Annotated in this window: 18 protein-coding genes; 4 read left to right on the top strand and 14 right to left on the bottom strand. The window is 76.3% G+C overall.

Translation table 11 applies throughout. The features are described from left to right. Positions 1-3 precede the first annotated feature (3 nt). The 4 genes from recQ to modA all read right to left on the bottom strand — a co-directional run bounded on the left by recQ (position 4) and on the right by modA (position 5,970). On the bottom strand, positions 4-1,848 hold the full coding sequence (gene recQ, locus LQU92_RS08695; protein ID WP_101853028.1) for a DNA helicase RecQ: 1,845 nt from the start codon (positions 1,846-1,848) through the stop codon (positions 4-6). A gap of 95 nt (positions 1,849-1,943) precedes the next feature. Beyond that, positions 1,944-4,286: a glycoside hydrolase family 65 protein gene (locus LQU92_RS08690; RefSeq protein ID WP_230779922.1), complete on the bottom strand. Its 2,343-nt coding sequence runs from the start codon at positions 4,284-4,286 to the stop codon at positions 1,944-1,946. A gap of 53 nt (positions 4,287-4,339) precedes the next feature. Beyond that, positions 4,340-5,119 carry an enoyl-CoA hydratase gene (locus tag LQU92_RS08685; RefSeq protein ID WP_058857336.1) on the bottom strand — a complete coding sequence of 260 codons (780 nt, stop codon included), beginning with the start codon at positions 5,117-5,119 and terminating at the stop codon, positions 4,340-4,342. Continuing rightward, the gene (modA, locus tag LQU92_RS08680; protein ID WP_101851526.1) at positions 5,116-5,970 is read right to left on the bottom strand and encodes a molybdate ABC transporter substrate-binding protein; all 855 of its coding nucleotides are present in this window, start codon (positions 5,968-5,970) and stop codon (positions 5,116-5,118) included. The genes LQU92_RS08685 and modA overlap by 4 nt, the downstream gene beginning before the upstream one ends. Before the next feature lie 78 nt (positions 5,971-6,048). On the opposite strand from modA, the gene nadE reads away from it, so the two are divergent. Next, a complete protein-coding gene (gene nadE / locus LQU92_RS08675) occupies positions 6,049-6,873 on the top strand; it encodes an ammonia-dependent NAD(+) synthetase (RefSeq protein ID WP_101851525.1) in 825 nt (274 codons plus the stop codon). 34 nt (positions 6,874-6,907) lie between these two features. Here nadE and LQU92_RS08670 read toward each other — a convergent pair whose 3' ends face one another. Beyond that, the gene (locus tag LQU92_RS08670) at positions 6,908-8,257 is read right to left on the bottom strand and encodes a CAP domain-containing protein (protein WP_230779920.1); all 1,350 of its coding nucleotides are present in this window, start codon (positions 8,255-8,257) and stop codon (positions 6,908-6,910) included. 188 nt (positions 8,258-8,445) lie between these two features. Between LQU92_RS08670 and LQU92_RS08665 the strand changes: the two genes are divergently transcribed. Together LQU92_RS08665 and LQU92_RS08660 are read left to right on the top strand one after the other, a co-directional pair. Beyond that, positions 8,446-9,252 (top strand): exodeoxyribonuclease III, encoded by an 807-nt coding sequence (locus LQU92_RS08665; protein WP_101851523.1) that lies wholly within the window; start codon positions 8,446-8,448, stop codon positions 9,250-9,252. Positions 9,253-9,257: 5 nt separating this feature from the next. Then, positions 9,258-10,130: a hypothetical protein gene (locus LQU92_RS08660; protein ID WP_230779918.1), complete on the top strand. Its 873-nt coding sequence runs from the start codon at positions 9,258-9,260 to the stop codon at positions 10,128-10,130. 14 nt (positions 10,131-10,144) lie between these two features. On the opposite strand, the gene LQU92_RS08655 is transcribed toward LQU92_RS08660, so the two are convergent. From LQU92_RS08655 to LQU92_RS08620, 8 genes are read right to left on the bottom strand one after another with little or no spacing between them, the layout of a single operon-like run. Then, entirely contained in the window at positions 10,145-10,762 is a 618-nt protein-coding gene (locus tag LQU92_RS08655) for an ATP-binding cassette domain-containing protein (RefSeq protein ID WP_180814628.1), read from the bottom strand. Beyond that, positions 10,750-12,204 carry a hypothetical protein gene (locus LQU92_RS08650; protein WP_230779916.1) on the bottom strand — a complete coding sequence of 485 codons (1,455 nt, stop codon included), beginning with the start codon at positions 12,202-12,204 and terminating at the stop codon, positions 10,750-10,752. The genes LQU92_RS08655 and LQU92_RS08650 overlap by 13 nt, the downstream gene beginning before the upstream one ends. Positions 12,205-12,207: 3 nt before the next feature. Next, positions 12,208-12,378, bottom strand: a complete 171-nt coding sequence (locus tag LQU92_RS08645) for a hypothetical protein (protein WP_157570905.1) — start codon at positions 12,376-12,378, stop codon at positions 12,208-12,210. Positions 12,379-12,391: 13 nt separating this feature from the next. After that, positions 12,392-13,177, bottom strand: a complete 786-nt coding sequence (locus tag LQU92_RS08640; protein ID WP_101851521.1) for a hypothetical protein — start codon at positions 13,175-13,177, stop codon at positions 12,392-12,394. Continuing rightward, a complete protein-coding gene (locus LQU92_RS08635; protein WP_230779914.1) occupies positions 13,174-14,088 on the bottom strand; it encodes an ATP-binding cassette domain-containing protein in 915 nt (304 codons plus the stop codon). The genes LQU92_RS08640 and LQU92_RS08635 overlap by 4 nt, the downstream gene beginning before the upstream one ends. Beyond that, positions 14,085-14,651: a hypothetical protein gene (locus tag LQU92_RS08630; RefSeq protein ID WP_230779912.1), complete on the bottom strand. Its 567-nt coding sequence runs from the start codon at positions 14,649-14,651 to the stop codon at positions 14,085-14,087. The genes LQU92_RS08635 and LQU92_RS08630 overlap by 4 nt, the downstream gene beginning before the upstream one ends. Before the next feature lie 26 nt (positions 14,652-14,677). Continuing rightward, the gene (locus LQU92_RS08625; RefSeq protein ID WP_230779909.1) at positions 14,678-15,202 is read right to left on the bottom strand and encodes a hypothetical protein; all 525 of its coding nucleotides are present in this window, start codon (positions 15,200-15,202) and stop codon (positions 14,678-14,680) included. Between the two features lie 58 nt (positions 15,203-15,260). After that, positions 15,261-15,545 carry a hypothetical protein gene (locus LQU92_RS08620; RefSeq protein WP_058857346.1) on the bottom strand — a complete coding sequence of 95 codons (285 nt, stop codon included), beginning with the start codon at positions 15,543-15,545 and terminating at the stop codon, positions 15,261-15,263. 222 nt (positions 15,546-15,767) lie between these two features. On the opposite strand from LQU92_RS08620, the gene LQU92_RS08615 reads away from it, so the two are divergent. Beyond that, positions 15,768-17,480, top strand: coding sequence for a glycoside hydrolase family 13 protein (locus tag LQU92_RS08615; protein WP_230779906.1), 1,713 nt, complete (start codon positions 15,768-15,770; stop codon positions 17,478-17,480). A 72-nt stretch (positions 17,481-17,552) separates the two neighbouring features. Here the strand turns inward: LQU92_RS08615 and LQU92_RS08610 are convergent, their stop codons facing one another. Next, complete coding sequence (locus LQU92_RS08610) at positions 17,553-17,696, bottom strand: hypothetical protein (RefSeq protein ID WP_180814623.1); 144 nt, start codon at positions 17,694-17,696, stop codon at positions 17,553-17,555. Positions 17,697-17,717: the final 21 nt, after the last annotated feature.

Here is a 17,717-nt window from a genome sequence, read left to right as displayed (position 1 = left end):
GTCTCACGCCCCGGCGACGGCCTCGAGCACGGCCTCGCCGTAGCGCTCGAGCTTGGCGGCGCCGACCCCGGAGAGCCCGCTCAGCTCGCCGAGGGAGCCGGGGCGGGCCCGGGCGATCGCGGCGAGGGTCGCGTCGGTGAAGACGACGTAGGCCGGCACGCCCTGCTCCTTGGCCACGGCGGAGCGCCAGGCCCGCAGCTGCTGGAAGAGCTCCTGCTGGGGTTCGTCGAGCTCCGGCCGGGCGGCCCCGGCCCGGGGCCGGCGCGGTGCGCGCACGCGCTCGGGCTCGCGGCGCAGGCGCACCTCCCGCCGCCCGCGCAGCACCTCCCCGGCGGCCTCGGTGAGGGCGAGCACCCCGTACTCGCCCTGCACCTGCAGCAGGCCCTGGGCGAGCAGCTGGCGCACGACCCCGCGCCACTCCTGCTCGGTGAGCTCGGTGCCGATGCCGAAGGTGGTGAGCGCGGTGTGGCGCATCCGCACCACCCGCTCGGTCTCGCGCCCGAGGAGGATGTCCACCAGGTGCCCGGCGCCGAACTGCTGGTTCCGCTCCCGGGCCAGCCGCACGATCGTGGACATGAGCTTCTGCGCCGGGACCGTGCCGTCGAAGGACTGGGGCGGGTCCAGGCAGGTGTCGCAGTTGCCGCACGGCCCGCTCTCCTCCCCGAAGTAGCGCAGCAGCTGCTGCCGGCGGCACTGGACGGTCTCGCACAGGGCGAGCATCGCGTCCAGGTGCAGAGCCTGGGCGCGCTTGCGCTGCCGGTCCCCCTCCCCGTCCTCGATCATCCGCCGCTGCTGGACGACGTCCTGCAGGCCGTAGGCCAGCCAGGCCGTGGACGGCAGCCCGTCGCGGCCGGCGCGCCCGGTCTCCTGGTAGTAGCCCTCGATGCTCTTGGGCAGGTCGAGGTGGGCGACGAAGCGCACGTCGGGCTTGTCGATGCCCATGCCGAAGGCGATGGTCGCGACCATGACCACGCCGTCCTCGCGCAGGAAGCGGGACTGGTGCAGCCGGCGCTGCTCGGCGGGCAGTCCGGCGTGGTAGGGCAGCGCGGCGACGCCCTGGGCGGCCAGCCACTCGGCCGTGCGCTCGACCGAGGCGCGGGAGAGGCAGTAGACGATGCCGGCCTCGCCCGGGTGCTCGGTGCGGATCAGCTGCAGCAGCTGCCGGCGGGCGTCCTGCTTGGGGCCCACGCGGTAGCAGATGTTGGGCCGGTCGAAGCTGGAGACGAAGACGCGGGCGCCGCCCAGGTCGAGGTTGCGGACGATCTCCTCGCGGGTCTCCGCGGTGGCGGTGGCGGTGAGGGCGATGCGCGGGACCCCGGGCCAGCGCTCGTGCAGGAGCGTGAGCCCGAGGTAGTCGGGGCGGAAGTCGTGGCCCCACTGGGCCACGCAGTGGGCCTCGTCCACGGCGAACAGGGCGATCCGGGCGCGGTCGAGCAGCTCGGCGGCCACGGGCAGGCGCTCGGGGGCGAGGTAGAGCAGGTCGAGCTCCCCGGCGAGCAGGCGGGCCTCGACCGCCCGGCGCTCCTCGACCGTCTGGGTGGAGTTCAGGTACGCGGCGCGCACCCCGAGCTGCTCGAGGGCGTCGACCTGGTCGTGCATCAGCGCGATGAGCGGGCTGACGACCACGCCGGTGCCCTCGCGCACGAGCGCGGGGATCTGGTAGCACAGGCTCTTGCCGCCGCCGGTGGGCATGAGCACGAGCGCGTCGTGGCCGGCGACGACCGTGTCGATGATCTCGGCCTGCTGCCCGCGGAACGCGTCGTAGCCCCACACCCGGGCGAGCACCTCGAGCGGCGCGGGCCGGCCCGGCCCGGGCGCCGGGGGGTCCTCCGGTGCCCGTCCGTCCACGTCCTCCGGCGGCTCCGGCCCGCTCCACGTCTCGCCCACACGGCCAGGGTAGCCGCTGCGGGCGGCGCCCTGGTCCGGGGCGCCGTGCCGGGCGCTCAGGCGCGCGGGGCCCGGCCGGGGGGCTGGACCGGCGCGGGGGCGGGCGGGTCGGGCACGTGCAGCGGGGCGGTCGCGGGGCGCCCGGGCGCGGCCGTGCGGGGCCGCCCGTCGAGATGCAGGTCCACCGCGCCGGGCTGCTCGTCCAGGACCCGCACGACGGTGCCCGCGCGGGTGGTCTCCACCGCGAGGCGGCGCCCGCGCCAGCGCAGGCGGAAGGCGATCCGGTCCAGGCCCGCCGGCAGCCGGGGGGCCAGGCGCAGCCGCCCGCCCTCGGGGTCCGCGCCGCCGAGGCCGCAGACCAGGGCCAGCCACGCCCCGCCGGCGGAGGCCAGGTGCAGTCCCTCGGCGGTGTCCTGCTGGAGGTCCCGCAGGTCCACGAGGGCGGCCTCGCGCAGGTAGGCGTGGGCGAGGTCGAGGTGGCCCACCCGGGCGCAGACCACGGCCTGCACGCACGCGGACAGGGACGAGTCGCGCACGGTGCGCCGCTCGTAGTAGGCGAGGTCCCGGGCGGTCTGCTCGGGGGTGAAGTCCTCGGCGCACCACCACAGGGCCAGCACGAGGTCGGCCTGCTTGACGACCTGGCGGCGGTAGATCTTCGCGTAGTGGAAGTGCTCCTCGATCGGGTAGCCGTCCCGCTTGGCCTCGAAGTCCCACTCGCGGTAGGTGGTGAAGCCCGCGTTGGCCGGGTGCACGCCGCGAACCTCGTCGAAGGGGACGTGGAGGCGCTGCGCGAGGTCCTGCCACCGGTCCAGCTCGTCGGCGCTCACGCCGAGGCGGCCCACGTGGTCGGGGTGGGCCGCGCACGCCGCGGCGGCGGCCCGGAGGTTGCGCCGGGCCATGAGGTTGGTGAACACGTTGTCGTCGACCACGCCGGTGTACTCGTCCGGCCCCGTCATCCCGAGCAGGTGGACCCCGCCGTCGTGGTCCTCGTGGGCCATCGCCGCCCACACCCGGGCGGTCTCCACGAGCACGTCCACGCCGCCGACGGCGGTCAGCTCCTCGCCGGTCGTGTCCGCCCACCAGGTGAAGGCCCGGGCGATGTCGGCGTTGACGTGCATGGCCGCCGTGCTGGCGGGCCAGTACGCGGAGGTCTCGTGCCCGTCGATGGTGCGCCAGGGGAAGGACGCGCCGCCGAGGTCCAGGACGCGGGCCCGCTCGCGGGCCCGGTCCAGGGTGGAGGAGCGCCACTGCAGCAGCCGGGCGGCGTCGCGGGGGCGCAGCAGCGCCAGGGCCGGCAGCACGAAGCCCTCGACGTCCCAGAACGTGTGGCCGCTGTACCCGCCGCCGGTCAGTCCCTTCGCCCCGACCGGGGCCCGGTGCACGCAGGCCGAGGCCTGGAGGAGCTGGAACAGGTCGAAGCGCAGCGCGAGCTGCAGGTCGGGGGCGCCGTCGACCTCGACGTCGGCGCCGGCCCAGTGCTCGTCGAGGACCGCGCGCTGGTCCGCGACCAGCCCCTCCCAGCCGCGCCGCCGCGCCCCGGCCATCGCGGCGAGCACCTGGCCCTGGAGGTCGTCGGCGGGGTCCTCCGCGGACCAGGAGTGGCACAGGTACTTCACGAGGTGCAGCCGCTGCCCGGGGGCGAGGTCGGTGACGACGGTCGTCATCACGCGGTCCTCGTCGCACTGCGTGCTCACCGCGCCGCCCTCGGGGACGTCGAGGGCGTGCTCGACGGCGGCCGCGACGCCGATGCCGCTGCGGGCGGTGCGGTGGACGAGGACCCCGCCGGTCCCGTGGCAGGAGTGCCGCTCGGCGCGGAAGGGCTCGGCCAGCACCTCGGCCACGCGGGGGTCCTCGTTGCGCACCTTGGGCGGGGTGCCGTTGGCCACGAGCCCGGAGCGCAGCACGACCTGCACGGTGCGGTCCAGGGCCTCGACCTCGTAGCGGATCGCCGTGACGGAGCGGTGGGCCAGGGAGACCAGGCGCGTGGAGGTCAGCCGCATCCGGGATCCGCGCGGGGTGGTCCACTGCGTCTCGCGCTCCAGCGTGCCCGCCCGCAGGTCGAGCACGCGCTCGTGCCGCTCGGGCGGGCTCTCCCGCAGGTCCAGCGGCACGCCGTCGACCTGCAGGTGCACGGTGCTGCCGTCGGCCACGCCGACGATCGCCTGCCCGTGCTCGGGGTGCCCGTAGCCGCCCTCGGGGTAGGACAGCGGGTGGTACTCGTAGACCCCCGCCATGAACGTGCCGCGGGAGTCGCTGGGCTGCGGCTCGTCGAGGGTGCCGCGGACCCCGACGTACCCGTTGGAGAGGGTCAGCACGGATTCCAGGGCGCCCCGGTCCGCGAGGTCGAGGGCGGACTCGCGGACCTGCCAGGCGGAGGCGTCGTGCGGCGGTGTCTGCATGGCACCACCGTAGCCGCCGCGGCCGGGAACTCCCGGCCGCGGCGGCGGGCGGCTCAGCGGTGCGTGAAGCGCGGCTCGCGCTTGGCCGCGAACGCGGCCATGCCCTCCTTCTGGTCCTCGGTGGCGAACAGCCCGTGGAAGAGCCGGCGCTCGAACAGCACCCCCTGGGCCAGGCCGGTCTCGAAGGCGGCGGAGACCGCTTCCTTCGCGGCCATGGCCGCCGGCAGGGACTTCGCCGCGATCGTGCCCGCCACCTCGAGGGCCTCGTCGAGGAGGCGGTCGGCGGGCACCACGCGGGAGACGAGGCCCGCGCGCTCGGCCTCCGCGGCGTCCATCTGCCGGCCGGTGAGCACCATGTCCATGGCCTTGGCCTTGCCCACGGCCCGGGTCAGCCGCTGGGAGCCGCCCATCCCGGGGATGACCCCGAGGTTGATCTCGGGCTGGCCGAAGCGGGCGGTGTCGGCGGCGATGAGCACGTCGCACATCATCGCGAGCTCGCAGCCCCCGCCGAGGGCGTAGCCGGCCACGGCGCCGACCACCGGGGTGCGGACCCGGGTGAAGGCGTCCCAGCCGGCGAACCAGTCCGCGCGGAACATCTCCGAGAAGCCCCGGTCGGCCATCTCCTTGATGTCGGCCCCTGCGGCGAAGGCCTTCCCGGAGCCGGTGAGCACGATCGCCCCGATGCCCGGGTCGGCGTCCATCGCGGCCGCGGCGGCCACGACCTCGCGCAGGGTCGCGGCGTCGAGGGCGTTGAGGGCCTTGGGCCGGTGCAGGGTGATGATCCCGGTGCGGCCGCGGGTCTCCACCCGGATGTTCTCGTGCTGCTCGGTCATGCGCTGCCTCCTGGGTCGTGCGGATCGGGGTCGGTGCCCGCCGGCGTCGTCGCGGCGGGGGGCGGGCCGAAGCCCGCCGCGGCCAGCCGCTCCCGGCCCGCGGGGCCGGTGAGCAGCTCGGCGAACGCCGCGGCGGCGTCCTCCTCGCCGCCGGGGACCACCACGGCGGCGTACGGGTTGGCCGCGGCGGCGGCCTCGGGCAGGGCCACGGCGTCGAGCTCGTCCTCGTGGGCGGCGACGTCGGTGACGTAGACGAGCCCCGCGTCGGCCTGCCCGGTGCGGACCTTGCCGAGGACGTCGGTCACGGCGTTCTCCTCGCTCACCGGGCGCAGGTCGACCCCGGCCAGGTCCTGGACGGTGCGCGCGGCGTGCCCGCAGGGGACCTGCTCGGCGCACACCACGGTGCGCACCCCGTCCCCGGCGAGGTCGGCGAGGGAGCCCACGCCGCGGGGGTTGCCCTCGGCCACCGCGATCACCAGCCGGTTGGTCGCCACGGGCCGCGCCGGCCCGGCGGCCCGGCCGGCGTCGAGGACCCGCTGCAGGGTGCGCTCGTCGGCGGCGACGAACAGGTCGGCGGGGGCGCCCTCGGCGATCTGCACGGCGAGGTCCGAGGAGCCGGAGAAGTTGAGGGCCACCTCCGTGCCGGGGTGGGCCCGCTCGTACTCGGCCGCGAGCTCGGGGAGCACGCCGGCGAGGGAGGATGCCGCCCACACGTCCAGGCGGTCCCCGGCCGCGGTGGGAGCGCACCCGGTCAGGGCCGCGAGCGGCAGCAGCGCGGCCGCGGCGCGGCGGCGCGCCCGGCCGGACGGCCGGGCGGCCGGGCGGGCGTCTCCTCCGGTGCGCTGGGGCATGGCGCCGATCCTAGCCGGGCGCCTCCCGGCCGGGCGGGTCCTTGCCGCCGCGCGCCGGGGCCCGTCTAGCATGGGGGCATGCGCGAACTGCAGAGGGCAATCATCGACGAGATGGGCGTGAAGCCCGAGATCGACCCGGAGCAGGAGATCGAGGCCCGGGTGGGCTTCCTGTGCGACTACCTCCGGGCCAGCGGCACCGGCGGCTTCGTGCTGGGCATCAGCGGGGGACTGGACTCCACGCTGGCCGGCCGGCTCGCGCAGCTGGCGGTCGAGCGCCTGGCCGCCGACGGTGTGACGGCCGAGTTCGTGGCGGTGCGCCTTCCCTACAGGGTCCAGCACGACGAGGACGACGCGCAGGCGGCCCTGGAGTTCATCCGCCCGTCCACCACCGTGACCTACAACGTGGCCGCCGCCGTGGACGGCTTCGAGACGGAGTTCCGCCAGGCCACGGGCCGGGAGATCTCCGACTTCAACAAGGGCAACATCAAGGCCCGGGTGCGGATGATCGCCCAGTACGCCCTGGCCGGGGAGCGCAACCTGCTCGTGCTCGGCACCGACCACGGCGCCGAGTCCGTGACGGGGTTCTTCACCAAGTACGGCGACGGCGGGGCGGACGTGCTGCCGCTGTTCGGGCTGAACAAGCGGCAGAACCGGCTGCTGACGAAGACCCTCGGCGCCGAGGAGCGGCTGTGGGCCAAGGCCCCGACCGCCGACCTGCTCGACGACGCCCCGGGCCAGACCGACGAGGCCGAGCTGGGGCTGTCCTACGACGACATCGACGACTACCTCGAGGGCCGGGAGGTCGACGACGCGGTGGCGGAGCGGATCGAGCACCGCTGGCGCATCACCCGCCACAAGCGCACCACGCCCGCCTCGCCCCTCGACGACTGGTGGCGCCGCTGAGCCCGCGCTCCCGGCCCGCTCCCGCGGGCCGGGCTCAGCGGGTGACCCACACCCGCTTCGTCACCGAGGACCAGTGCACGGTGTGGCCGCCGGAGAAGCGCTGGCGGACCTCCGTGCCCCACCGGTACTCGTCGGTGACCGGGAAGCCGTAGCCGCGCTCGTAGCCGGCCGCCTTCCACCGCTGCCCGATCGCGCTGTTCTCCTGCACGATCCGGGCCCCGGTGCCCGGGCTCCAGAGCACCTTGTAGACGTTCGTCCCGCGGCGGAACATCTGCCAGGCGCCGCCGGGCAGGGACCGCTCCTCGATCACGGGCAGGCCGTGGGTGTGCTCCCGGCCCGCGGCGATCCACTTGCGCCCGATCGCGGTCCAGTTCTCGAGGGGCCAGGCGCCGTGGCCCGGGGCCCAGTAGATCGTGGTGGTGCGCCCGGCGCGGGCGAACTGCTGGTAGACCCCGCCCTCGGCGAGCCCGCCGCGCTCGGGGGTGGTCGGCGCCCCGACCACGGCCTCCCCGCCCATCCGGGCCCAGCGCGAGCCGATGGCCCCGCCCACGGGGTGGGCCGTGGGCACGGGGGCCTGCCAGCCCGACTCCGGGTCGGCCCAGGTGCCGGGCACGGCCTGCCCGGCCGGGTACGCGTAGTAGTAGAGGGTCAGGTAGGTCTCCCAGCCGGGCCCGTCCGGGCCGGTCGTGGGCACGTGGGCCACCCCGATGCCCACGTGCGTGAGGTCCCGGGCGAACTGGTCGGTGCCGTTGCGCGGGTAGAAGTCCAGCAGCCAGTGGGTGAGCGCCTGCACGGCGTCCGTGCCCGCGAACGTCCCGGTGAACTCGCCCTTGCCGTAGTACTGGTCCATCCGCGTCCCCCCGGCCGGGGCCCCGGACCACGGGTCGGGGTTGGACAGCGGTGCCCTGGCCGCGGCCATGGTCTCGGCCCACCGCTGGGCGGTGCGCGAGAGCGCGCTGTTGTAGGCCAGCGGCGCCCGTTTCGCCTGCCCCCGGTGGTCGTTGACGATCCGGAAGGCCTCCTCGACGTGGGCGAGCGTGGTGACGGGGGCCGCGGCGGCGGTGCCCGTGCGGCCGGCCGGGGACTCCGGGGAGGAGGGCTCCGCGGAGGCTGCCGCGGCGCCGGCCGGGGCGGCGGCCGGGGCGGCGGGCGCGCCGTCGATCGTCGCCCCGCCGCTGAGCACGCCCGCCGGGGCGGGTCGGGGCCGGTCCCCGGGTGCGGTCGCGCCCGGCTCCGGGGCGGTCGCGTCGGGCCCCGGGGCGGTCGCGCCGGGGTCCGCGGCGACCGGGGCGGGGAGCTCGGCGGCGAGCGCCGGGGCGCCCCCGAGCAGCAGGGCCGCGGCGGTGGCCAGGGCCAGGACGGAGCGGGGCGGGACAGCGGGCACGGGGGGCTCCTCGGACTGGGGGCGGCACCGCCGGGGGACGCGGGCCGGACAAAAGTTAGCATTAGCAATCGGCCCTGGCCAGGGGAACGTGTCACGGGGAGTCGCCGGGCCGGGCGGGCGCGGCACGGGCGCGGCGCGGACCCGCCCGGGGCACGGGGGCGGGCGCGCCAGCCGGTAACGTGGAGCGCATGAGGATCGCCACCTGGAACGTGAACTCCATCCGCGCCCGCGCCGACCGCGTGGAGGCGTGGCTGCGGCGCTCCGACGTGGACGTCCTCGCGATCCAGGAGACCAAGGCGAAGGACGAGAACTTCCCCTGGGAGCTGTTCGAGTTCATGGGCTACGACGTCGCCCACTTCGGCCTGAGCCAGTGGAACGGCGTGGCCATCGCCTCCCGGGTCGGCCTCGACGACGTCGAGCGCACCTTCCCGGACCAGCCCGCCTTCGGCAAGCCCGGCGAGGAGCCGGTGCAGGAGGCGCGCGCGATCGGCGCCACGTGCGGCGGGGTGCGCGTGTGGTCCCTCTACGTCCCCAACGGCCGGGGCCTGGAGGATCCCCACATGCCGTACAAGCTCGAGTGGCTGCGGGTGCTCAAGGACCACGCCCGCCGGTGGGTCGAGGAGGACGCCACGGCGCAGGTCGCCCTGGTCGGGGACTGGAACGTGGCCCCGCAGGACGAGGACGTGTGGGACCTGCAGTTCTTCCTCGACAACGGGCTCACCCACGTCAGCGAGCCCGAGCGCGCGGCCTTCCGGGCGTTCCTCGAGGAGGCCGGCTACCAGGACGTGGTCCGCCCCCGTCACCCCGGCCCCGGCGTCTACACCTACTGGGACTACAAGGGCCTGCGCTTCCCCAAGAAGGAGGGCATGCGCATCGACTTCCAGCTCTACTCCCCCGCCCTCGCCGCGCGCGTCACCGACGCCCTGATCGACCGCGAGGAGCGCAAGGGCAAGGGCGCCTCCGACCACGCGCCCGTCGTCGTGGAGATCGACTGAGCGCCGTGGCCCAGCTGCTGCAGGTCGGGCGGGCGTTCCGCTCCGCGACGGGGGTCCCCCACGAGTTCGCCCTGCGGGTCTACGTGCCCGCCGAGGACCTCGACGCCCTCTACGCGCCCCTGCTGCCCCGGGCGCTGCCGCCGGAGGAGGCCGGGGTCAACCAGCTCACCGAGCAGCTGGCCCGCCTCGCCGCGCCGGGGGCGGACCCCCTGCCCCCGGCGACCGAGCCCCTGTGGACGCTGCCGTTCTCCTGCGCCCCCGCGGGGCGGCGGATGCTCGCCGCCGGCGTCGGGGACTTCCCCGTCTTCCACCCCCCGCAGCGGCTGCGCCGGTCCCTGCGCCTCGTGGCGCTCGCGGAGGAGGAGGGCGGGCAGCCGCTGCCGTCCCTGCTCGTCCCGGAGGAGGCCGTGAAGGCCGCCGGCGAGCGCGTCACCCGGGAGCACTTCACCCCGGTGTACGCGCGGCAGGCGGCGTTCACGGCGCCGATGGCGTGGTTCGCGCCCTTCACGGCGGAGGACCACGTGGAGAGCCTCCACCACGGCAACCGGGTGCACCGCTGCGCCGTGCCGGTCGACGTCGCCACCCGCCGCGTCGTGCACGCCGCGCAGGTCGTGGAGGACGCCGGCGGGGAGGACCTCGAGGAGCTCGGCGAGGACCTCACGCACCTGGCCCGGTGGCTGGGGGCCTTCCCCGCCAACGGGCTGCTGGTGCTGCACTACGGCGCGGTCGCCGACCGGTTCCAGCCCGACGAGAGCCCGCAGGACCTCCAGGACGCCGTCGCCCTGCTCGACGCCCGGGACGACACCGGCGCGGCGGTGGCCTTCCGCCGGCTGATGCACCGCTGGCTGCCCCTGGCCCACCTCGAGACCGCCAGCTGAGCGGGCGGGGCCGCTCAGCCGACGGCGGCGCCCAGCGCCACCTCGCGCCGGCCCGTCAGGGTCCGGGGGACGTCGTGGCTGACCAGCAGCACCGCGCGGTCGCGGCTCCACTCCACGAGCTCCTCGGCGAGCACCCCGGCGGCCTCCTCGTCGAGGCCCAGGAAGGGCTCGTCCAGGCCCACCGCCGCGAACTCGCCGAGCGTGCACATGATGATCCACAGCTTGCGGGCGCTGCCCGTGGAGAGCGCGGAGACCGTGTCGTCGGTCCACCGGTCCAGCCCGTACCGCTCCGCCCGGGACGCGGCGGCACGCCACGGCAGGCCCCGGGCGCGGGTGGCGAACTCCAGGTGCTCGCGCACCGTCAGCTGCGGGTAGAGGGCCTGGTCAACCCCGCAGTAGCGCCGGAGGGCCCGCACGGCCGGGTCCTGGGCGTCGTGGCCGCACACCCGCACCGCACCGGAGTCCGCCGCCGCGTACCCGGCGTAGAGCAGCAGCACCGAGCTCTTGCCGGAGCCGTTGGGGCCGGTCAGGTGGACCACGGCGCCGGGGTCCGCCGTGAGGCGCAGCCCCCGGAGCACCGGCTGGTCCCCGTAGCCGAAGAACACGTCCTGGAAGTCGATCAAGCCCGCCACGGGACTCCTCTCGTGCGGTGGACCGCGACGGCCACGCCCACGGCGAGCACGGCACTGGTGTAAACGGACAGCGCTGCCACGCCCCAGGCCCCCGAGGACAGCGCGAAGAACGGGGCGCACAGCGCGAGGACGCACACGGAGGAGACCGTGCCCTGGGTCGTCCTCCCGTCGACGCCCTGCCCCCCGCCCTCCACGGCCTCGGCGATCAGGGCGGCGCCCACCACGAGGACCGGCAGCAGGCCGAGCGCCAGCGCCGACCGGGCGGAGACAAGCAGGCCGACCCCCGCGGCCAGGCACAGCCACTGCCGGCCCACGAGCCGGGGCAGCGCCCCGAGCGCGCCGAGGAGCACCCGCGCCATGCTCCGCCCCGAGACCTCCCACTCGTAGCGCAGGTGGGCGACCGAGGCGCTGGGCCCGGCCACGGAGAAGAACAGGCCCACGAGCACGATCGCGGAGATGAAGGCGTAGCCCCGCACCACCGACCACACCACCGGCGTGAGCTCCGCCCCGAGGCCGCCGCCCAGCCGGCACCCCGCGGCCAGCAGGCCCAGCACGGCCACCAGGCGGCCCGTGGAGCGCAGGAAGGGGAGCACGGCCGAGCCTGCCACCCTGCTGCCCGTGCGGGAGGCCACGCCCGCGCCCGCCGGGGCGGGCGCGGGCCCGGGCGCGCCGGCGTCGTACCCGGCGCGGCGCAGCACGGGGACGAGCAGCACCACGGCCGCGAGCAGCAGGGCGTCCACGGCCAGGACCGGCCAGGGCGCCACGGCGAGGGCGGGCGCCGGGACCGGGGCCGGGAGGCCGGCCGCCCCCGCGCGGACCCCGGCCGTCACGGCCCACGCGAGCACCAGCACCGCGGCCCCCAGCAGCGGGTTCAGGCCCACCGGCCCGCGCCGGCGCGCCGCGGGGCGCGAGAGCGCCCACAGGGCGTCGACGAGGGCCACCGCGAGGAACGCGCCCCCGAGCAGGGCGGCGACGGCGCCCGCCTGGGAGGGGCGCAGCCCGGCGGCCGCGCCGAAGGCCGCGAGGAGGACGGCGAGCCCCGCGAACGCGGCCAGGTCGGGACGCAGGGAGCGCACCAGCCACACGTGCAGCCGGGTCACGTCCGTGATCGCCAGCAGCGCCCGCTCGGGCGGGGCGCAGACGGCGGTGCGCCGCTCGGACATGCTGTTGCGCAGGATCAGCAGCCCGCCGGCGGCGACGGCCAGCAGCGAGGCCGCCGACGCGGCGGCGGCCGGGGCGCCGCCGGCCGTCGTCCACAGCGCACCGGCCAGCCAGCCGGCGCCGGCCGCCAGGACGGCACCGGCCGTGCGCAGGCTCCGGCGCAGGAGGAGCCAGACGCGGAAGCCCACCCAGTCCCTGAGCGGCGCGTGCTGGGAGCGCCCGACCAGCGTCGTGTAGGCCGCGACCACGCGCAGGTCGGCCGCGGCGGCGGGGACCGGCACCGCTCAGCGCGACCAGAGCTTGGCGACGCTGACCGAGCACAGCAGCCCGAAGAGCGCCCACACGGCGCCGATCACCACCAGCCCGGTCTCGCCCCGGGACAGGCCGACGCCCGCCAGGACGAGACCGGCCACGACGGACAGGAGGACGACGGCGGAGAAGCCGATGCGGAGCATGGTTGACCTTCTTTCAGGGGTTGACATCACGGATCCGGAAACTTCTGGCCCCCATCATCGCCGCGCCGAGGGCGAACACGGCGAAGTACACGACCGTGGCGTCCGCGCCGTCGCCGGGGGCGAGCACGAGGGGCGCGTCGACGGCCAGCGGCGCGCGCAGCAGCTCGGCGCCCCGGAACGGGTCGACCGAGGACAGCCACTCGGGCGCCCTGGTCGAGGCCCCCAGGGCGCGGAAGAGCTGGCCGAGCGCGAACGGGAGCGCCAGGACGGCGGGGACCGTCCAGGGCGATCCGCGGAGCAGGACGCCGAGGCCCGTGCCGTAGGCGACCCACAGCAGGGCGTTCGCGGCGCCGCCGAGCACCACGGTGAGGACGAGGCCCGGTGGGCCCGCCGCCTCCGCGCCGGCCAGCACGGGGATCAGCGGCACGCACACCGCGGCGGTCACGGCCTGGAGCGGCAGCACGCAGGCGGCGGCCACGACCGCCTTCGCGGCGAGCCACCGTCCCCGGCGCCCGTCGGCGACGAGCAGCTGCGCCGCGCGTCCGCTGCCGAGCTCCGCCGCCACGGCCAGGGCCCCGTGCAGCGCCGCGTACAGGTGGAGCACCGAGCCCTTGCCGAGGGCCAGCTGCACGGCCTCGACGGCCGTGCCGCCGTCGCCGGGGGTCAGCTGACGGAGCAGCACCAGGTAGCTGAGGCAGCCCAGCACGGAGACGACCACCGCCGTCAGCGCGGCGGCCCGGTGCAGCGGGGAGAGCACGACGCGGAGGAGCTCGTAGCGCACCATCGTCCCGAAGCTCATCGGTCCTCCTCCCCGTCCGCGGCGCGCGCGCCGACGAGGCCGACGAACGCGTCCTGCAGGGACGGCTCGCGGCGGCGCAGCTCGAGGACGGCCACCCCGGCCCGGCTCAGGAGGTGCCCGATCTCGTCGGTGGTGCGGGCCTCGACGACCAGCCCGTGCGCCGCCGCCCGGGCCCGGTGGCCGGCCTCGGCGAGCCGGGCCAGCGCGTGCCCGTCGTCGTCGGTGCGCACGAGGAGCTCGTCCGCGCCGGCGGTGCGCAGCAGCTGCTCCTTCGTGCCCGTGAACAGGACCTCGCCCCCGCGCAGGAGGGTGACGTCGGCGACGACGTCCTCGAAGCCGTCGAGCGTGTGCGAGGTCACCAGGACGCACGCCCCGTCCCGGGCGAGCCGCTGGATCCGTTCGACCACCTCGAGCTTCGTGAAGACGTCCAGCCCGTTGAACGGCTCGTCCAGGAGGTAGAGGTCGGCCTCGGTGGCCAGTGCCAGGCACAGCGAGAGGAGCTGGCGCTGCCCGAAGGAGAGCTCCGCGACGCGCCGGCGCCAGAGGGGGCCGATCGGGCGGTGGGAGCGGACCGCCTCCCGGAGCTGCGCGGACCGGGGCCGTGCGGCGGCGTAGAGGCGGACGACGTCGCAGACCCGTGCCCCGCGGTCCGCCCCGAGGCGGTCGAAGCAGGCGGCGAGCCGGGGACCGTGCTCGTGCCGCCGCTCCAGCGGGCCGCCCGAGAACAGGATCTCCCCCGCGTCGGTGCGGCACAGCCCCAGCAGGGCGCGGACCGTGGTCGTCTTCCCCGAGCCGTTGGGGCCCAGCAGCGCGTGCACGCGGCCGGGACGGACCGAGAGGCCGACGTCGGTGAGCACGGCCGTCCCGCCCACCGCCTTCGAGACGCCGCGCAGCGTCAGTCCCCCGGTCACGGGAGCCAGTTCCAGCCGGCCAGGACCGCGAGGAGGAAGGCGCTGGCCACGGCGACGGCCCGGGACCTCGGCGCCGCCCGGCGCAGGGGCCCGGACAGGACGAGCACGCCGCCCCCGGTGGCGACCACGGCGCACGCGAGCGGGACCAGCAGCGGTGCCGCCGCCGCGGCGGCGGGCCAGAGGGCGGGGACGGCCTGGTTCACCACCACCGACAGGACGTAGACCGTGGTGTGCAGGCCCACCTCGAGGCCCCCGGCGCGCACGGTGCGGGGGAACACGGTCCGCTCCAGCTGCCGGGCGAGGAGGACGAAGACCGCGGCGGCCAGGACCGAGACGAGCAGGCCGACGGCGACCCCGACCCGCAGGGCCAGCGTCCGCAGCTGCGGATCGCTGAGCTCCGCGGCCAGCTCCGCCGGGAAGTCCCGCTCGAGCGCGGCGTAGAGGGAGGGCAGGCGCACGGCCATGACGCAGGTCAGGACGAGCACCAGCAGCACGGCCGTGCGCCGGCCGGTGGTGCGCGCGGCGGGACCGGCCGGGGAGAGGATCTCGGCGGTGTGGCTCATGAGGGCCTTTCCGGATGCGGTGGGCATCACAGCAGAGCGGACTCGACGACGGCGCCCACGGCGACGACGGCGGCGCCGGCGACGGCGACGGCCGCCGCCGGTACGAGGGCGTCGAGATAGGCGGAGAGGCGGGGGCGGGCGTCCGCGAGGACGGCGCGCCCGGCGTGGACCGCCGGCAGCAGGCCCCCGACCGCGACGAGCAGCAGGCCCCCGAACTCGAGCCCGGCGTAGGGGCCGATCTCCTCGAGCACCCGCTGCCAGCCGAGGTTGCCGGTGGCCACGGCCCAGGTCGCCCCGACGTAGGCGGAGACCAGGAGCAGGCCGACGGCGGTGCCGATGCCGCCCGTGGCGGCCCCGGAGAACAGCAGGGCGGCGGCGGCCAGGTTCGTCGTGGCGATCCGGGCGGCGGGGACCGGTTCCGTGCCGGCCCGCGGGGCCCACGTCCCGTCCCCGCTCAGGCCCGCCAGCGAGGTGTAGCCCAGCAGGACCCCGGCAGCCGTGAGCACGAGGACCGCCGCCGCGCTGACGAGGAGCGTCCGCCGCAGCGCCACGGGTGCGCGGCCGCGTCCGCCCCGGCGGAGCCCGCGGGGGCTCCGCCGGGAGGGTGCGTCAGGCAATCGCGGCGCCCTTGCCCTTGGTCGTGATGAACCACATCACGGTGGCGGCGATGGCGCCGATCACGCCCGCGCCGAACACGATGATGACGGCTCGCAGGGCCCAGCCGCCGGCGGCGATGGCCGCGACGATCTGGCTGGCGGCGGCGGTCGAGATGCCCAGCGATCCGGCCACCCACAGGGCGCCGAAGGCGGCGAACAGGGTGCCGATGCTCGATGCGGCGAGGACGGCGGCGGCGCCGCCGAGCTTCTTCCGGTCCAAGGTCGTGGTGGTGCTCATCAGTGCTCTACCTCCTGGTGGCGTGGTCGGCCCGGCGGGGATCCGCCGGCGACTCCTCGACCCTAGAGCGGAACCGATCTAAATACATGTACTTTCGGATGGATCCTCCCGCCCACCGGTCCGCCGTCCGGATGAGGACCGCCGCGCCCCGTGCTGACACCGCACCGGTGGGCTGGCAAGCTGGGGGCGCACATCCCCGCGACCGGAGGACCCCCAGACCCGATGACGCAGCAGACCCGGACCGACCGTCCGACCGACACCGCGCCGTGGTGGCGCTCCGCGGTGATCTACCAGATCTACCCGCGCTCCTTCAACGACTCCGACGGCGACGGCATGGGCGACCTCCCCGGCATCGTCGAGCGCCTGGACTACCTGGCCGACCTCGGGGTGGACGCCCTGTGGCTGTCCCCGTTCTACGTCTCCCCCCAGAACGACGCCGGCTACGACGTCTCGGACTACCGGGACATCGACCCCCGCTTCGGCAGCCTCGAGGACTTCGACCGGATGCGCGCGCGCATGGCGGAGCTCGGGCTGCGGCTGATCGTGGACCTGGTGCCCAACCACACCTCGAGCGAGCACGAGTGGTTCCGCGCCGCCGTCGCCGCCGGGCCGGGCAGCCCCGAGCGCGACCGCTACGTCTTCCGCGAGGGCCGCGGCGAGCACGGCGAGCTGCCGCCCAACAACTGGCGCTCGGTCTTCGGCGGCGAGGCCTGGACCCGGCTGCCGGACGGCCAGTGGTACCTGCACCTGTTCGACTCCACCCAGCCGGACCTCAACTGGGAGAACCCGGAGGTGTGGGAGGAGTTCCGCTCCGTGCTGCGCTTCTGGCTCGACCGCGGCGCCGACGGGTTCCGGGTGGACGTGGCCCACGGCCTGGTCAAGGCCGAGGGCCTGCCCGACTGGGACCGGCAGGTGCGCATGGTCGAGGGCGAGCACGAGGCGCGGGAGCACGACCGGCCCGAGGGTCCCGAGACGCCGATGCACACCGGCAGCCCCTACTTCGACCAGGACGGGGTGCACGAGGTCTACCGCGACTGGCACCGGGTGCTCGCCGAGTACGACGGCGACCGGATGATGGTCGCCGAGGCGTGGGTGGAGCCCGCGCACCGGCTCGCGATGTACGTGCGCTCCGACGAGATGCACCAGGCGTTCAACTTCGACTTCCTGGTCGCCGGGTGGGACTGGGCGCGGCTGTCGCGGGCGATCGAGGACTCCCTGGCCGAGTCCGCGAAGGTCGGCGCGCCCACCACGTGGGTGCTCTCCAACCACGACACCGTCCGGCACGTCTCCCGCTTCGGGCTCGCCGACCCGATCGCCTACCCGATGGGCATCGCCGCGGAGCACGAGCAGCCCGACTACGACCGGGGCCTCGCCCGGGGCCGCGCGGCCGCCCTCGTGGAGCTCGCGCTGCCGGGCTCGGCCTACCTCTACCAGGGCGACGAGCTGGGCCTGCCCGAGCACACGAGCCTGCCCGCGCACGTGCGCGAGGACCCCACGTTCGCCCGCACGGACGGCGCGGAGATCGGCCGGGACGGCTGCCGCGTCCCGATGCCGTGGTCGGCCGGGGAGCCGGGCCTGGGCTTCGGACCGCAGCCGTGGCTGCCGCAGCCACCGGCCTTCGCCGCGCTGGCCGCCGACCGGCAGGTGGGGGTGCCGGGGTCCACGCACAGCCTCTACCGGGACGCGCTGCGGCTGCGCCGTGAGCTCGGCCTGGGCCGGGGCTCCTTCGCGTGGCACGAGGCGCACGACGGCGCCACGGGGCTGCTGGCGTTCGTCAGCACCACCCCGGCGGGCCGGCGCGTGCTCGTCGCCGCGAACACCGGCGAGCAGCCCGTGGCGCTGCCGGCGGGCGAGGTGCTGCTGACCAGCCGGGAGGACGCCCTGGTGGACGGGGTGCTGGGCCCCGCCGCCGCGGCCTGGGTGTCCCTGGACTAAGCACGCCGGGGCTCCCGGCGGGACGCGCCCGCCGGGAGCCCCCGGTGCGTCAGCGGCCGGCGCCCGAGGGCGTCACCGCCGCTCCTCCTCGGCGGGCGGGTCCTGGCGGGCGAGCTCCTCGGCCGGCTCGCCGCCCGGTTCCAGCACGATCCCGTCCTCCCGCTGGACCGCGGGCTGGTCCTCGAAGCTGCCCGGATCGGGCTGCTGCTCCGTCACGGTCGTCCTCCCTCCGTCGCG

This window comes from Kocuria sp. LUK (genome assembly GCF_021012935.1).
GTDB classification, from domain to species: domain Bacteria; phylum Actinomycetota; class Actinomycetes; order Actinomycetales; family Micrococcaceae; genus Kocuria; species Kocuria flava.
The sequence above is the reverse complement of the archived record's forward strand: the minus strand, read 5'-3'. Positions and strand labels throughout refer to the sequence as shown.

Excerpts from the sequence above, each read along its gene's own strand:
- LQU92_RS08630 (WP_230779912.1), bottom strand. The coding sequence starts at position 14,651 with ATGAGCCACACCGCCGAGATCCTCTCCCCGGCCGGTCCCGCCGCGCGC.
- LQU92_RS08620 (WP_058857346.1), bottom strand. The coding sequence starts at position 15,545 with ATGAGCACCACCACGACCTTGGACCGGAAGAAGCTCGGCGGCGCCGCC.
- LQU92_RS08640 (WP_101851521.1), bottom strand. The coding sequence starts at position 13,177 with ATGAGCTTCGGGACGATGGTGCGCTACGAGCTCCTCCGCGTCGTGCTC.
- nadE (WP_101851525.1), top strand. The coding sequence starts at position 6,049 with ATGCGCGAACTGCAGAGGGCAATCATCGACGAGATGGGCGTGAAGCCC.
- LQU92_RS08665 (WP_101851523.1), top strand. The coding sequence starts at position 8,446 with ATGAGGATCGCCACCTGGAACGTGAACTCCATCCGCGCCCGCGCCGAC.
- LQU92_RS08645 (WP_157570905.1), bottom strand. The coding sequence starts at position 12,378 with ATGCTCCGCATCGGCTTCTCCGCCGTCGTCCTCCTGTCCGTCGTGGCC.
- LQU92_RS08615 (WP_230779906.1), top strand. The coding sequence starts at position 15,768 with ATGACGCAGCAGACCCGGACCGACCGTCCGACCGACACCGCGCCGTGG.
- LQU92_RS08685 (WP_058857336.1), bottom strand. The coding sequence starts at position 5,119 with ATGACCGAGCAGCACGAGAACATCCGGGTGGAGACCCGCGGCCGCACC.
- LQU92_RS08690 (WP_230779922.1), bottom strand. The coding sequence starts at position 4,286 with ATGCAGACACCGCCGCACGACGCCTCCGCCTGGCAGGTCCGCGAGTCC.
- modA (WP_101851526.1), bottom strand. The coding sequence starts at position 5,970 with ATGCCCCAGCGCACCGGAGGAGACGCCCGCCCGGCCGCCCGGCCGTCC.